We start from the raw sequence: 13,886 nt of genomic DNA on the forward strand, positions 1-13,886 counted from the left end.
CGCGCCAACTAGCGCTTGATCTTGGCTACGTCCCGGTGGTCCCGCCAAAAGCCAATCGGGTCGAGCCCTGGGAGTACGACCGAGAAATGTACAAGCGGCGCAACGAAGTGGAGAGGCTGTTTCGTCGCTTGAAGGGCTACCGCCGGATTTTCTCGCGCTTCGAAAAACTGGATGTCATGTTCCTCGGATTCTTAAGCTTCATCCTTGTCGTTGATGAACTTCGGATGTGTTAACAGGCCCTAGTTCACTGCCGCATAGGCAGCTCAGAAAAGTCCGGAGGTGCAGTGATGCGAACGCGCGCAGTTCACTGCCGCATAGGCAGCTCAGAAAATCAGGCTGTCGTCGGACCTTCGGCAGCCCAGGTTCACTGCCGCATAGGCAGCTCAGAAACTGGGCGTAGAGCGGGTTAGGCGCAATGCCATGTTCACTGCCGCATAGGCAGCTCAGAAAGATGGAAACTGCACCGCGCGACGGCACCATGTGTTCACTGCCGCATAGGCAGCTCAGAAATGGCCGACCAGCTGCACGGTGCGTAGCACCCCGTTCACTGCCGCGTAGGCAGCTGAGAAAAACTAGCGAACCGAACTGTTGTTGAGGCGATCAATCTCTCCTGCGCATTACGCGCGCGCTCACTCGCGCCCGTAAAGCCCCAGAAACATCTCCACCGCCGATTCGACGACCTGCGCCTGCTGGGCGTCCGACAGTGGCGGCTGCCCCAACGCAAGCTGCGGCCAGAACGCAAATCCCTTGACCAGCGCCTGAAACTGCTGCGAGGCGAGGTCCGGGTCCACCGGCGCCAGGCGGCCATCGGCCGGCGCGGCACGCAGCCAGGTGGTGGTGCCCTCTTCCTTGCTGCCCAGTTGGGCCAGCAACGCGCGTGCGCGTTCGGGGGAATGGATGACTTCGGCAATCGCCACGCGCGACAGGTCGATGAAGGCCGCATCGTCGAGCAAGCGTAATTTTGCTGCAGCAATTGCGTCAACTGCGTGCGCAATCCTTGGTCGGTGCGATAGGCCAGGCTCACCACCTCGGCGCTGCGTTGCCACAAGCCGCGCAGGATCTCTCCAAACAACGCATCCTTGCTGGGGAAGTGGTTATAGACGGTGCGCCTGGACACGCCTGCGGCGGCTGCCACGCGGTCCATGCTGGTGGCCTCGTAACCGTGCTGGCGAAACTGCGCGATGGCCGCTTCGACAATGGCGTGGCGCTTGCGGTCGGCGAACGGCTGGGTTGTTCGATGTGGCGCTGATCGAAAATGGCGCTTACGACCAACTGTGGCCGGATGTGCATAGGCGCATGTCCACCACCACGCGATCGCCCGGTTCCAGGGTGGGCTGCATCGAACCGCTGGGCACCTGGTAATGGTTGCCGAACGCGGAACGCGCTGCGGTCATCAGTACCAGCAGCACCAATAGCGGCAACATTCCTTGCGCGACTCGTGTGCGACCGGCGGTGGGCGTGAGTTGGTTCATGGGGCACCTACTGGTGTGAATGGCCCGATACACCCACAAACAAAAGCGGGACGGCACGCGGCCATCCCGTTTCGATTGCTGCCTGCAGCGACTCCACACGCATGCGCCAGCAGTGCACACGCATCACCCGGTCACTCACTCGGTCAGCCCACGATCTTCCAGCAGCGCCTTGACGCTGGGATCCCTACCGCGAAACTCGCGGTACAGCGTGGCCGGATCGACGGAGTTACCGCGCGAGAGGATCCTGGCGCGGAAGATATCGCCGTTCTTGCGGTTCAAACCGCCGTGTTGCTCGAACCATTCGAAGGCATCGTCGTCGAGCACTTCCGCCCAAAGGTAAGCGTAATAGCTGGCGGCATAGCCCATCTCCCAGATATGGTTGAAATAGCTGCTGCGATAACGCGGCGGCACTTCAGCCATGTCTAGCTTGAAGCGCTTGAGCGCATCGGTTTCGAATTTGCCCACATCCTGCAAGGGTGCATCGGCCGGCAGGGTGTGCCAAGCCAGATCGAGCAGCGATGCCGACAGGGTTTCGGTAGTGGTATAGCCGCTGTTGAAGGTCTTGGCTTTCCTGATCTTTTTTACCAGATCCCCCGGCATTGCAGCACCGGTCTGATAATGCAGTGCGTAATGCGCGAACACGGTGGGATCGGAGGCCCAATGCTCGTTGAACTGCGATGGAAATTCCATGAAGTCGCGCGACGTCTTGGTTCCGGCAATTGCCGAATAGGTCACCTTGGAGAACATGCCATGCAACGCGTGGCCAAACTCATGAAACATGCTGGTGACGTCATCGAAGCTCAGCAGCGCCGGTTCACCTGCGGCCGGCTTGGTGAAGTTGCACACGTTATAGACCACCGGCTTGGCCCCGGTCAGGCCGCTCTGCCCGACGAAGGAGCCCATCCACGCGCCACCGGACTTGCTGTCGCGTTTGAAATAGTCTGCATAGAACAGCGCCATCGAGGTACCGTCCACATCGAACACCTCGTACACCTTCACGTCCGGATGGTAGGTGGGGATGTCGGTGCGCTGTTTGAAGGTGATGCCATAGAGTTGCGTGGCGGCGTAAAACACACCGTTCTGCAGCACATTATCCAGTTCGAAGTAGGGCCGGATCTGTGACTCTTCCAGGTCATACTTGGCCTTGCGCACCTGCTCGGCATAGAAGTCCCAGTCGGAGGCGGCCAACTTGAAACCGCCCTTCTGGGCATCGATGACTTTCTGAATCTCGGCCGCTTCACGGCGAGCCTTGGCCGCGGCCGCCGGCACGGTGTCGGTCAGCAGCTTGAGAGCAGCGTCCGGCGTTTTGGCCATCATGTCGTGCAGTTCGTAAGCGGCATAGCTGTCGTAGCCGAACAGCTTGGCGCGTTGCGCGCGCAACTGCGCCAGTCGCTGGACCGCCTGTCGGGTGTCGTTGTCATCGCCCTGTTCGGTGCGCATCTGCGAGGCCTGCATGATCTGCGCACGCAACGCGCGATCCTTCAGCGAGGCCAGGATGGGCTGCTGGGTGGTGTTCTGCAAGGTCAACAGATACTTGCCGTCGAGCTTGCGCTGCCTGGCAGCTTCGGCAGCAGCGGCGATATCGCCCTCGCTCAAGCCATCCAGCCGGGCTTTGTCGTCCACCACCACCGCAGCGGCGGCCGTCGCAGCCACCAGCTTTGCGTGGAACTGCGTGGAAAGCGTGGCTTCTTCTACGTTGAGCTTGCGCAAGGTGATCTTGTCGGCATCGGACAACAGCGCGCCGGATGTAATGAAACCTCTGTATGTGATCTCGACCAGACGCTTTTGCTCCGGATTGAGCTTCATCGCATCGGATTGGTCATGGACCGCTTTGATGCGCGCAAACAGCTTGGGATCCAGAAGAATCTCATCACCATGCGCAGACAGCTTGGGGCCGAGCTCCTCCTGAATTTTCTGCCGCGCCGGGTTGGTATCGGCAGAGATCACCCCGGAAAAGATATCCGACACGCGCGATAGCACCTCGCCGCCGCGATCGAATGCTTCGATGGTGTTTTCAAAGGTCGCCGGCTCGGGGTTCGCAGCGATCTTGCGTGCATCCGCAAGTTCCAGCCGCATGCCTTCCTCGAAGGCGGGCAAATAATCGCTATCCTGGATTTTGTCGAATGGTGGCGCCTTGAATGGCAGCGTGCTGGTGATCAACAACGGGTTGGGCCTGGCGGCAGGAGACTGGCCGACGGCAGTGTTGTCGGTTGCGGTCGCGGACTGCGTACCTGTAGGATCCTTTCCGGAACAGGCAGCCAGCGCCAGGGAAATGGCAGCTACCAGAATAAGGGGACGCGACATGGAGTAAGTTCCTGCGTGATGGTAGCGGCCGGCAACGTTAATCGGTTTTCCGGCATCGTGTATGTGCTGCCGGACCGATCGGAATGATTGTGTTAAGCATCGCGCCCGTTGCTCGGAAGATGCGATCGCCGCACGTGGTCACCATAACCGGACAGGCCCGATGCTCACAGTCGGACGACCCTAGTGGAAGCGATTATTTGACCGCGCATACGAAACGGGATGGCACCGCCATCCCGTTCCCGTTCACCCATGCACCACGCCGATTTAGTCGGTCAACCCACGGTTCTCCAGCAGTGCCTTGACGCCGGGATCCTTGCCGCGGAAATCGCGGTACAACGTCGCCAGATCGACCGTGTTGCCGCGCGAAAGAATCTTGGCGCGGAAGGTGTCGCCGTTCTTGCGGGTCAAACCGCCGTTTTCCTTGAACCATTCGAACGCATCGTCGTCGCGTACTTCCGACCAGAAGTACGCGTAATACCCGGCCGAATAACCGCCGCCCCAGATGTGGTCGAAATAGCTGCTGCGGTGGCGCGGCGGCACTTCGGCCAGGTCCACCTTGAAGCGCTTGAGCGCATCGGCTTCGAACGTGCTCACATCCTGCAACTGCGCACCACGCACGCAGCTGCGCGCGGCGCCCGTTGCGCATGACGGCTTCTCCAACCCCTGCGGCGCACCGGCATCGGCCAGCACCGACGGGGGAATTCGGATGCAGCGACGTCAGTTCTGTTGTCCGGCAAAGATGGCCCCGGCAGTTTGATTCAATCCGCGCACAATGCGGTCCACCGCTTGGCCTTCATCGCTGCAACGGTTGCGCCGGGTGATTGAACGCGGTGCTCTCGTCGCTCCATGGCGACCACGCCGCCCCTGGACAATGCGTCTAGCGCAGGCTGGTTGACGATCGCATTCCTCGGCACCGGCCACTGGTCGATGTCGCCATTGCATCAAGCGCCAGGAGAAATCTGATGAAACCTGCTGCATCCGCCACTGCGCTCAATCCCACTGTGCCAGCATCGCTTGCGGGCATCCATGAGATTGAAGAGGTACCATCCCCGCACGCATCTCCCAGCCATTCGCCTACCCAGCCCGATGGCGCGTTGACCATGCTCTCGCGCCGCCCGAGCAAGCGCGGCAAGGAGACCGCAGAGGTCACTGCACCTGCCTCGCAGTCGGCCAGCCACTTGCAATCGGTTGGTCTGCAGGTTTCGCAGCCTGCAATGTCGCCAGATCCCGGCAGAGCATCGCTGATGCGACTCAAAGAGCAACTGGCTGCCGACAAACTGCGCCCGGTCGAGCCGCAACTGGCGGCCGCACTCATCAACAAGATGCGGCCGATGAAATTGCCAGACGCCAGCGGCCCGCAGGCACGCGCAGCAACACATGCAGATCTGTTGGGCCGCATCCGCGAGACGGATGCGATGGCTTGGTACAGGGCGCAGGGATTGAGCGAAAGCGAGGTTTCCAACTTGCGACGCACCGCGTTGCTGTCCGGCATGCCCAACCCCACCGGCAGCTTCCTCAACAATGCAATGCAGTACATCGTCTCGCCCTGGATCAGCTACGCAACTCGTCAGCCCTGGGCAGGCGCAGGATTCGGCTTTGCGACAGCGGCCATCGCCGCACCGATGAATGCCGCCCAGCAGTCGGCGGTGGTCAGCCTGTGCGAGTCCATCCGCGAGCATGGCGGTCACGTCATCGTGCCGGACAAGAATCAGATCAACGATAAGCACTGGCTACCGGACCTTGCGAAGGCGCTGGAAAGCCATATCCAGGAATTCAGCGGGTGTTGCGACAGGTTCCGTGCACTCAAGGCCGCCGCAGGCCAGAGCCCCGCGGCGACGGCAACTGCCGACCTCACCGACGCTGCCCACCAATTGCTGCAAGCCGAAGCGCGCCTGCATCAGGCCCAGCACGACTTTGTCATGACCCAGGGTGCGCACGACCGGCAATGGAAGGGCAATCGCTGGCAAGCCATCCCGCGCATCCTGCGTTCGCCAGTGGCGGGCACGCTGGGCCTGCTCAGCAAGACCGGGGCAATGCGGGCGCTGTCGCCGACCGCGCAGACCGTCGGCGCCCTGCTGATGACAGCTGCGCAGCATGTGGCCGCTGGCTTCGACGAACAGGCAAAACAGGACTACAACAACAAGCTCAATCTGCTCTACGCCGATGTACTGACCGAAACAGGCAAGTCGAAACTTGCACGTGGCGAACCGGTTGCGGCAGAGGAGATCGATCAGAGCAAACTCCGCGGACTGATCCAGTCTCCAACGCAGGCTCTAGTGAAACGCGTCATCACAGGTCTGGTCTCCCTGGAAAAAGCGCTCAAGGCTGAGCTCGCCGCATCGCCCTCACCACAGGGGACGCCAGACACCGACGACCTGGATCTGGAATCTGGTCACGGTGCCGGCCCGGCGAAGGCTCTGAAACTGCTGAGCCAGGATCTACAATCCTTGCGCGATGGCAGGTTGGACGAACTCGACCCCGACGGCGTCGCTGCAACGTTGCTCCTCGGCGCCGAGAAGTCGGTGGTGTCGGACCAACTGATCGGCGATATCGTCAAGAAATATACCTCGCGCGAGTTCTCGGCGCAGACCGCCCAACGCATTGGCCAGATGTTCCATCTCGGCGTGCTGGGCAGCGCGGCGTCCTCGGTGATCGGCAAGGCCAGCTCCGCAGCGCAGGGCGGCACACGCAACGTACCGACCGCGCAGACTCTGGCGATCTCAGCACTGTCGGGAGCCATGGCTGCGGTCGGCGCGCTGAATCAGCACACCGCCATCACTGTCAAGAACAATCGCCGCGAGGGCGGCACCGACATCGGATTGAAGCAGCAAGTCATTCGCGGCGTGATGGGGGGCGCCAACGAAGCGCTCTCCCAGCGTCGGGCAACCAAGGCGAGTCGAGCGATCAACGCGCTTCTGCAGCACAACGATGTGGAGGATTTGTTGGGTCAGGCCAGGGCGCTCGTCCAGCAGTCCGGTGCCACGTCATCCGCAGCGCAGGCCGCTGCAACGCTGACCCTGCCGCAGGCGGTGGAACAGCTGCGTCCGGGAATGCCGCCCACGTCGCAGTCGCACGAAGTGAGCGTGCAGATCGGGGACGAGTAGGCACCACCGCAAGCGAGATGATGCGGCGCCTGTCGCGGCGATACATCAAAAGCGACGCAACAAAAGCGGGATGGCCGCAAGCCATCCCGTTTCGATCATCGTCGGTATCCGCGCGCGTGATGCACGCGGGTTGGCTCACTCGGTCAGGCCACGGTTTTCCAGCAGTGCCTTGACGCCGGGATCCTTGCCGCGGAAATCGCGGTACAACGTCGCCAGATCGACCGTGTTGCCGCGCGAAAGAATCTTGGCGCGGAAGGTGTCGCCGTTCTTGCGGGTCAAACCGCCGTTTTCCTTGAACCATTCGAACGCATCGTCGTCGAGTACTTCCGACCAGAAATACGCGTAGTACCCGGCCGAATAACCGCCGCCCCAGATGTGGTCGAAATAGCTGCTGCGGTAGCGCGGCGGCACTTCGGCCAGGTCCACCTTGAAGCGCTTCAGCGCGTCGGCTTCGAACTTGCTCACATCCTGCAATGGCGCGTCGGCCGGCTGGGTGTGCCAGGCCAGATCCAGCAGCGCCGCCGACAGGTATTCGGTGGTGGCGTAGCCGCTGTTGAAGGTCTTGGCCTTCTTGATCTTCTCCACCAGCTCGGCCGGCATTGCCGCGCCGGTCTGGTAGTGCTTGGCGTAGTTGGCGAAGACCTTCGGATCGGACGCCCAGTGCTCGTTGAACTGCGAGGGGAATTCCACAAAATCGCGCGAGGTGCTGGTGCCGGCGATCGAGGGGTACTTCACCTTGGAGAACATGCCGTGCAGCGCGTGGCCGAACTCATGGAACAGCGTGGTGACGTCGTCGAAGCTGAGCAAGGCGGGCTGGCCGGCGGCCGGCTTGGTGAAGTTGCACACGTTGTAGACCACCGGCTTGGCACCTGTGAGGCCGTCCTGCTCGACGAACACGTCCATCCACGCACCACCGGACTTGCTGTCGCGCTTGAAGTAGTCGGTATAGAACAGCGCCATCGAGGTGCCGTCGGCATCGAAGACTTCATACACCTTCATGTCGGCGTGATAGGTGGGGATGTCGGTGCGCTGCTTGAAGGTGATGCCGTACAACTGCGTGGCAGCATAGAAAACGCCGTTCTGCAGCACGTTGTCCAGTTCGAAATACGGCTTGATCTGCGACTCGTCCAGGTCGTACTTGGCCTTGCGCACCTGCTCGGCGTAAAAGTCCCAATCGGAGGCGGCGAGTTTGAAGTCGCCCTTCTGAGCATCGATGACCTTCTGCATCTCGCCCACTTCGCGGCGCGCCTTGGCGGTGGCGGCCGGCACGGTGTCGGTCAGCAGTTTGAGCGCGGCGGCCGGGGTCTTGGCCATCTGGTCGCCCAGGCTGTAGGCGGCGTAATTGTCGAAGCCAAGCAACTTGGCTTTTTGCGCACGCAGCTGGGCCAGGCGTTGGATGGTCTGGCGGGTGTCGTTGGCATCGCCCTTTTCTGCACGGGTTTCGGAAGCCTTCAATACCTCGGCGCGCAGCGCGCGATCCTTCAGCGACGCCAGCACCGGCTGCTGGGTGGTGTTCTGCAAGGTGAGCAGATACTTGCCATCGAGCTTGCGTGCCTTGGCGGCATCGGCGGCGGCGGCAATGTCGCCCTCGCTCAGGCCATCGAGTTTGGTCTTGTCGTCCACCACCACCGCACCGGCGGCCGATGCGGCCACCAGACGCGTATGGAACTGGGTGGAGAGCGTGGTTTCTTCGACATTGAGCTTGCGCAGGCTGTCCTTGTCGGCATCTGAGAGCTGCGCACCGGCGCGTACCAGTTCTTCGTAATGGCGCTCGACCAGACGCTGCTGCTCCGGCTCCAGGTTCAGCGTGTCGCGCTGGTCATAGATGGTTTTGACGCGCGCAAAGAGCTTGGGGTCGAGATTGATTTCGTCCTGATGCGCTGCCAGCTTGGGCGCGATCTCTTCCTGGATCTTCTGGCGTGCGTTGCTGGTGTCGGCCTGCACCAGCCCGAAGAAGATGCGCGACACGCGCGTGAGCGTTTCGCCACCGCGTTCCATCGCTTCGATGGTGTTGTCGAAGGTGGGCGCTTCGGGGTTGTCGGCGATCTTGCGGATGTCGGCCAGATGCAGGCGCATGCCTTCTTCGAACGCGGGCAGATAATCGCTGTCCTTGATCTTGTCGAACGGCGGCGCCTGGAACGGCAGCGTGCTTGCGGTCAGCAGCGGGTTCGAAGCAGCGTCTGCGGCCGGGGCAGTGGCGGTGTTTGCGGGCACGGTGGTGGGCTCCTGGCCGGACGACTCTTTTCCAGAACAAGCAGCCAGTGCCAGGGTGATGGCAGCGGCCAGAACGACGGTACGCGACATGGCGTGTGATTCCTGAGTGGGTAGTGCAGCCGGCCACGCTAGCGGGTTTATGCGGCGCCGGCATGTGCCGTTGGCTGGGGGATCGATGCCTGAATGCGCGGCGTTCACTCCCGATTGCGCGGTGCGCCGGTGGCGGGCCGGCACTACGCCGGCCCAGCCTTCAAAGCGTCTCGTCCTTGAAAATCGCCACGTGCGGGGTGCCGTCGGCACCGATCCAGCCGCGGTACATGCCCTGCGTATCGAACGGGAAGGCGATGTTGCCCTGCGCGTCCAGCGCAATGGCGCCGCCGTCGCCGCCGGCGCTGGGAATCTCCTGGTCGATCACCGTCTCGGCCGCCTGTTGCAACGACTGGCCGGCGTATTTCATGCGTGCGCAGATATCGTAGGCGGCCACGGCGCGGATGTAGAACTCGCCCCAGCCGGTGCCCGACACTGCGCATTGGCGGTTGGCATAGGTGCCGGCGCCGATGATGGGCGCATCGCCGACGCGGCCATAGCGCTTGTTGGTCATGCCGCCGGTTGAGGTACCGGCGGCCAGATGCCCGTCGCGATCCAGCGCCAGCGCGCCGACGGTGCCGAAGTGCTTGGCGGTTTCCAGATCCAGCGCGGCCTGCGCCGTGCGGTCGCCGGCTTCGGCCTTGCGCGCTTTTTGCAATTGCTGCCAGCGCTTGTCGGTGCGGAAATAGCTCGGGTCGACCAGGGTGATGCCTTGCTCGCGTGCGAACGCTTCAGCGCCATCGCCGACCAGCATCACGTGTTTGGAATGGTCCATGACGCTGCGCGCCAGCTGGATCGGATTCTTGACCGTGTGCACGCCGGCAATCGCCCCGGCCTTGCCGCTGGCGCCATCCATGATGGCCGCATCCAGTTCGTTCTTGCCGTCATGGGTGAACACCGCACCGCGCCCGGCGTTGAACTGCGGCGCATCTTCCAGCACGGTGATGGTGGCGGCCACTGCATCCACCGCGCTGCCGCCACGCGTCAACACCGCATGCCCGGCGCGCAGCGCACGTTGCATCGCTTCGCGTGCCTGGGTTTGTTCGTCGGGCGAGAGGCTGGATTTCTCCACGCCCGCACCGCCATGGATCACCAGCATGGGTGTGGCTGCGAGCACCGGGCCGGTAGCAAGCAATAGAGAGAGCGACAGACACAACGCGCGTGCGGAAGAGGCAATCATGGAGTTTCTCGATGGAGTGAACGTTCGACGAAAGACGCACCGCGCTCAGCAACCCACAGCCAGCGATCCGTCAGCCGTGCACCGGATCCCTCACAACGTGTCGCGATGCTTGCCGCGCCACGGCCGGTACCAGGTGCGAATGGCGGAGATATCGGCGGCCATGTCGTTACCGGTCCAGAACGGCTCGCCGATGCCCACGGTCTTGCTGGGGTAGTCGAAATACACCGGCAGGATCGGCACCTGGGAATCGGAGGCGATCTTCCAGAAACCGGCTTTCCAGTTTTCCACGCGCTTGCGCGTGCCTTCTGGTGTGATCACGTACCACATCTGCTCGGAGTTGCGGATCAGCCGCACCGCCTGGCCGATGGTTCCCTGCGGCGAGCTGCGGTCCAGCGGGATGGCGCCAAGCTTGCGCAGCAGCGGGCCGAGCGGCCACCAGAACAACTGCGATTTACCGAGCACACGCACATCGAAGCCCAGCGCAAACTTGGCCGCAAAGCCCACAAAGCCGTCCCAGTTGGACGAATGCGGGGCCACGATCATCACCAGCTTGGGTTCGTCGGGCAGCCGCCCAAGCAGGCGCCAACCGGTCAGGCGCAACGCGGTGCGGCCCAGCCAGCGGCCGAAACGGCCGTGCGCACGCGGCATTCTGGGCGGGGATGGCTGCAGCAGGATATTGGCCTGTGTTACCGGTGGCAACGACGGGTCGGGTTGACTCACGCTTACTCCCAGTGGGACGCAGAGCGTCCACGCTTGATATGGCTGCGCTCACGCTTGGCATCCAGCCGCCGCAGCTTGGCACCGTGACTCGGCTTGGTGGCGACCCGGCGCTTGGGCACCGACAGGCACGCACTGATGATTTCGGCCAGCCGCTCGCGCGCATCGTCGCGGTTGCGGTCCTGGGTACGGAAGCGCTGCGCGTCGATCACCAGCACGCCCTCGGCGGTCATGCGGCGGTCGCGCCGCGACAGCAGGCGTTCGCGCAAGGGTTCGGGCAGCGACGGCGACCCGGCCACGTCGAAACGCAGCTCCACCGCGGTGGACACCTTGTTGACGTTCTGCCCACCTGCGCCGCTGGCACGCACGAAGCGTTCGACGAGTTCGCTGGGCGGAATCGTCAGGCTGGGGGTGATCTGGATCGGGTCGCTGGCCATTGCGCCGATTGTATCGGCAGCGGCGTGGACGCGCGCGCGAACGCCGGCTTCCCGTATGCTGCGGCCGGTTCCCCCGCTTGCAGGATGCTCCGATGACACCTTCTTTTTCGCTCGCTGCCGCGCGCGGCCTTGCCCGCCGGCTGCTGCTGTCGACCCTGCTGGCGGTGGCCGCCCCGGCTGCCCTGGCGCAAGCGCCCAGCGATGCCGACATCAACCGCCTGCTAGCCGCCTCGCGCGCGCAGACCATGCTGGACACGATGCTGCCGCAGATCGAAGCCATGCAGCAGCAGCAATTTGCCCAGCTCACCGCGCAACGCCAGCTCGACGCCGACCAACAGGCGCAGCTGCAACGCATCCAGGAGCGCACCCGCCAGACGGTGCGCAAGGCGCTGTCGTGGTCGGAGCTGCGGCCGATGTATGTGGACATCTACAAGCGCTCGTTCTCGCGCGAGGACGTGCTGGCCATGGCCGAGTTCTACGAGAGCTCGGCCGGCCAGAGCCTGCTCGACAAGACCCCGGCCCTGACCCAGAACCTGATGGGCGCGATCCAGCAGAAGATGCTGCCGCTGTTTGCCGACCTGCAGAAGGATCTGGAGAAGATCGTCAACGAGCCGGCGCCGGCGAAGAAGCCCTGAGGGGCGGGGATTGGGGTTTCGAGATTGGGGAGTGGTCAACTGCACGAGGTTTCGCCCGTACCCTCATCCGCCCCTGCGGGGCACCTTCTCCCGGCGGGAGAAGGAAGCATTCCACACGCGTGAGCTTCTTCTGCAGGCGCAATACGGTACGCATGCAAAGCCCCTTATCTCTTGGCGATCTGCCAGATTAGGTGTCGAGAGCCGGCGTGGTCGACCGATAACCCACAGGTCTAAACAACCGCGGGAGAGCGAGGTCGCCACGCCGGGATCTCCTGGCAAACGCCCGAACAGTTGCTGGAGTTGGCACTCGTAACGATCAGGCTGGGCAGCCCAGGAGAGCTCTCGACCCTTCGAGCATAGCGGAGTTTTTCCATGGCATACGGCGTAGGTATCGATGTCAGCAAGCAGTGGTTGGATGTGCATGTGCATGGCTGCAAAGGCGAACGGCGCTTCCCCAACACGGCGGCAGGTCTGCGCCAGCTGCGCAGCTGGCTGGGACACATGGAGCTGCACCAGGTGGTACTGGAAGCCACGGGCGGCTACGAACTGGCAGCGTTGGATGCGCTCTCCCTGCGGGAGAGGGGTTGGGGTGAGGGTACGGGGCGAAGCCCTCGCGTTGTTCAACTGCACGAGGCTTCGCCCGTACCCTCATCCGCCCCTGCGGGGCACCTTCTCCCGGCGGGAGAAGGGAAGCGTCGGCTTGCGCGGCCGAGCTTGTGGTGGACGACAGCGGCTCGTGCATGTACGTCCCTGCTGGACGAGAAGGCACTGCTTGCACGCCATTGACGGAAGTGTCTTGGAGCGCGTGCGCTGCTGGCGCGGGCCGGGGCGCGCAGCGGGGGTTGGGGTGAGGGTACGCTTGCCCGGACGCGTTGCCGCCGGCCACTGCGGCATCGACACACCGCTGGGCACCCCTGCATCACTGCGCGAGTGACATCGCCTGCAACCCCGCCACATCCCACCCAAACAACGCACACGCCTTGGTGAATTCCGCATCCAGCGGCGCGGTGACGCTGATGCGCCTGCCATCGGCCGGATGCGGAAATTCAAGCCGTTCGGCATGCAGCAACATGCGGTGGATGCCGAGCATGCGGAAGCTGCGGTTGTGGCGACCGTCGCCGTGGCTGGTGTCGCCGATCATGTGATGCGACAGATGCTTCATGTGCCGGCGAATCTGCCGGAAGCGGCCGGTCTGCGGCTGGCAGCGCAGCAGTGCATAGCGTGAGGTGGTGAAACCGGTGGAGGGAATCTCCAGCTCGCCGGTGGCCAGACGCTGGAAATGCGTCACCGCCGGCTTCTTGACCGGCTTGCCGGGGCCACCATCCAGATCGTGATCGACGATGAAGCGCTCCTCGGCCGGCCAGCCGCGGCAGACGGTGAGATAATTTTTATCCACCTCGCCCGCCATCAGGGCCTTGCCCAGCGCACTGGCGCTGTCGCGGTCGAACGCCAACAGCAGGCAACCGCTGGTGGCGCGGTCGAGCCGGTGCACCAGAAAGATCGGCTTGCCCAACTGCTCGCGCAGGCGGTCGGCCAGGAAGTCGTCCTCCCCGCGCGCCAGCTTGCTGTCGTGGACCATCAGGCCCGCGGGTTTGTCGACGACGGCCAGGACAGCGTCCTGGTAGAGAATCTGCAACTGCTTGGGGGATATGCTCACCGGCGGATTATCGCCGACACCGCGTCCCACTGCGCCGCCACACGCGCAGCCGCTGACCGCATCAAACCGTCCAAGCAGG

8 protein-coding genes, 5 pseudogenes and 1 CRISPR repeat array are annotated in these 13,886 nt (G+C 63.3%); of the genes and pseudogenes, 4 read left to right on the forward strand and 9 right to left on the reverse strand.

Going from position 1 to position 13,886, the window contains the following annotated elements; translation table 11 throughout:
• Positions 1-233: pseudogene (locus tag A7D16_RS04950) on the forward strand (IS5/IS1182 family transposase); the annotation flags it as partial.
• Between the two features lie 9 nt (positions 234-242).
• A CRISPR array of direct repeats spans positions 243-570; the repeat unit is 28 nt; unit sequence GTTCACTGCCGCATAGGCAGCTCAGAAA.
• Positions 571-629: 59 nt separating this feature from the next.
• Here the strand turns inward: A7D16_RS04950 and A7D16_RS04955 are convergent.
• The 4 genes and pseudogenes from A7D16_RS04955 to A7D16_RS04965 form a co-directional block, all read right to left on the reverse strand.
• Positions 630-1,198 (reverse strand): annotated as a pseudogene (locus tag A7D16_RS04955) (TetR/AcrR family transcriptional regulator).
• Between the two features lie 94 nt (positions 1,199-1,292).
• A pseudogene (locus A7D16_RS21270) lies at positions 1,293-1,472 on the reverse strand (S26 family signal peptidase); the annotation flags it as partial.
• Positions 1,473-1,607: 135 nt separating this feature from the next.
• Complete coding sequence (locus A7D16_RS04960) at positions 1,608-3,776, reverse strand: M3 family metallopeptidase (RefSeq protein WP_064630386.1); 2,169 nt, start codon at positions 3,774-3,776, stop codon at positions 1,608-1,610.
• 264 nt (positions 3,777-4,040) lie between these two features.
• Positions 4,041-4,385: pseudogene (locus A7D16_RS04965) on the reverse strand (M3 family metallopeptidase); the annotation flags it as partial.
• A gap of 353 nt (positions 4,386-4,738) precedes the next feature.
• Here A7D16_RS04965 and xopN point away from each other — a divergent pair.
• A complete protein-coding gene (gene xopN, locus A7D16_RS04970) occupies positions 4,739-6,880 on the forward strand; it encodes a type III secretion system effector XopN (protein ID WP_064630391.1) in 2,142 nt (713 codons plus the stop codon).
• Positions 6,881-7,015: 135 nt separating this feature from the next.
• Here the strand turns inward: xopN and dcp are convergent, their stop codons facing one another.
• The 4 genes from dcp to arfB form a co-directional block, all read right to left on the reverse strand.
• Positions 7,016-9,184, reverse strand: coding sequence for a peptidyl-dipeptidase Dcp (gene dcp, locus A7D16_RS04975; RefSeq protein ID WP_064630393.1), 2,169 nt, complete (start codon positions 9,182-9,184; stop codon positions 7,016-7,018).
• A 160-nt stretch (positions 9,185-9,344) separates the two neighbouring features.
• Entirely contained in the window at positions 9,345-10,361 is a 1,017-nt protein-coding gene (locus A7D16_RS04980) for an isoaspartyl peptidase/L-asparaginase family protein (RefSeq protein ID WP_064630395.1), read from the reverse strand.
• A gap of 90 nt (positions 10,362-10,451) precedes the next feature.
• Positions 10,452-11,081, reverse strand: coding sequence for a lysophosphatidylcholine acyltransferase (locus tag A7D16_RS04985; protein WP_064630397.1), 630 nt, complete (start codon positions 11,079-11,081; stop codon positions 10,452-10,454).
• A gap of 2 nt (positions 11,082-11,083) precedes the next feature.
• Positions 11,084-11,515 (reverse strand): alternative ribosome rescue aminoacyl-tRNA hydrolase ArfB, encoded by a 432-nt coding sequence (gene arfB / locus A7D16_RS04990; protein WP_019301089.1) that lies wholly within the window; start codon positions 11,513-11,515, stop codon positions 11,084-11,086.
• Positions 11,516-11,607: 92 nt separating this feature from the next.
• Between arfB and A7D16_RS04995 the strand changes: the two genes are divergently transcribed.
• Together A7D16_RS04995 and A7D16_RS24015 are read left to right on the forward strand one after the other, a co-directional pair.
• On the forward strand, positions 11,608-12,150 hold the full coding sequence (locus A7D16_RS04995) for a DUF2059 domain-containing protein (RefSeq protein WP_064630399.1): 543 nt from the start codon (positions 11,608-11,610) through the stop codon (positions 12,148-12,150).
• Between the two features lie 372 nt (positions 12,151-12,522).
• Positions 12,523-12,687, forward strand: a pseudogene (locus tag A7D16_RS24015) (IS110-like element ISMno29 family transposase); the annotation flags it as partial.
• A gap of 382 nt (positions 12,688-13,069) precedes the next feature.
• Here A7D16_RS24015 and A7D16_RS05005 read toward each other — a convergent pair.
• Positions 13,070-13,807: a pseudouridine synthase gene (locus A7D16_RS05005; RefSeq protein ID WP_064630539.1), complete on the reverse strand. Its 738-nt coding sequence runs from the start codon at positions 13,805-13,807 to the stop codon at positions 13,070-13,072.
• Positions 13,808-13,886 lie beyond the last annotated feature (79 nt).

It is taken from the genome of Xanthomonas nasturtii (assembly GCF_001660815.1).
Lineage (GTDB): Bacteria > Pseudomonadota > Gammaproteobacteria > Xanthomonadales > Xanthomonadaceae > Xanthomonas > Xanthomonas nasturtii.

Coding starts and splice junctions, on each gene's coding strand:
- xopN (WP_064630391.1), top strand. CDS start 4,739: ATGAAACCTGCTGCATCCGCCACTGCGCTCAATCCCACTGTGCCAGCA.
- dcp (WP_064630393.1), bottom strand. CDS start 9,184: ATGTCGCGTACCGTCGTTCTGGCCGCTGCCATCACCCTGGCACTGGCT.
- A7D16_RS04980 (WP_064630395.1), bottom strand. CDS start 10,361: ATGATTGCCTCTTCCGCACGCGCGTTGTGTCTGTCGCTCTCTCTATTG.
- A7D16_RS04960 (WP_064630386.1), bottom strand. CDS start 3,776: ATGTCGCGTCCCCTTATTCTGGTAGCTGCCATTTCCCTGGCGCTGGCT.
- A7D16_RS04995 (WP_064630399.1), top strand. CDS start 11,608: ATGACACCTTCTTTTTCGCTCGCTGCCGCGCGCGGCCTTGCCCGCCGG.
- arfB (WP_019301089.1), bottom strand. CDS start 11,515: ATGGCCAGCGACCCGATCCAGATCACCCCCAGCCTGACGATTCCGCCC.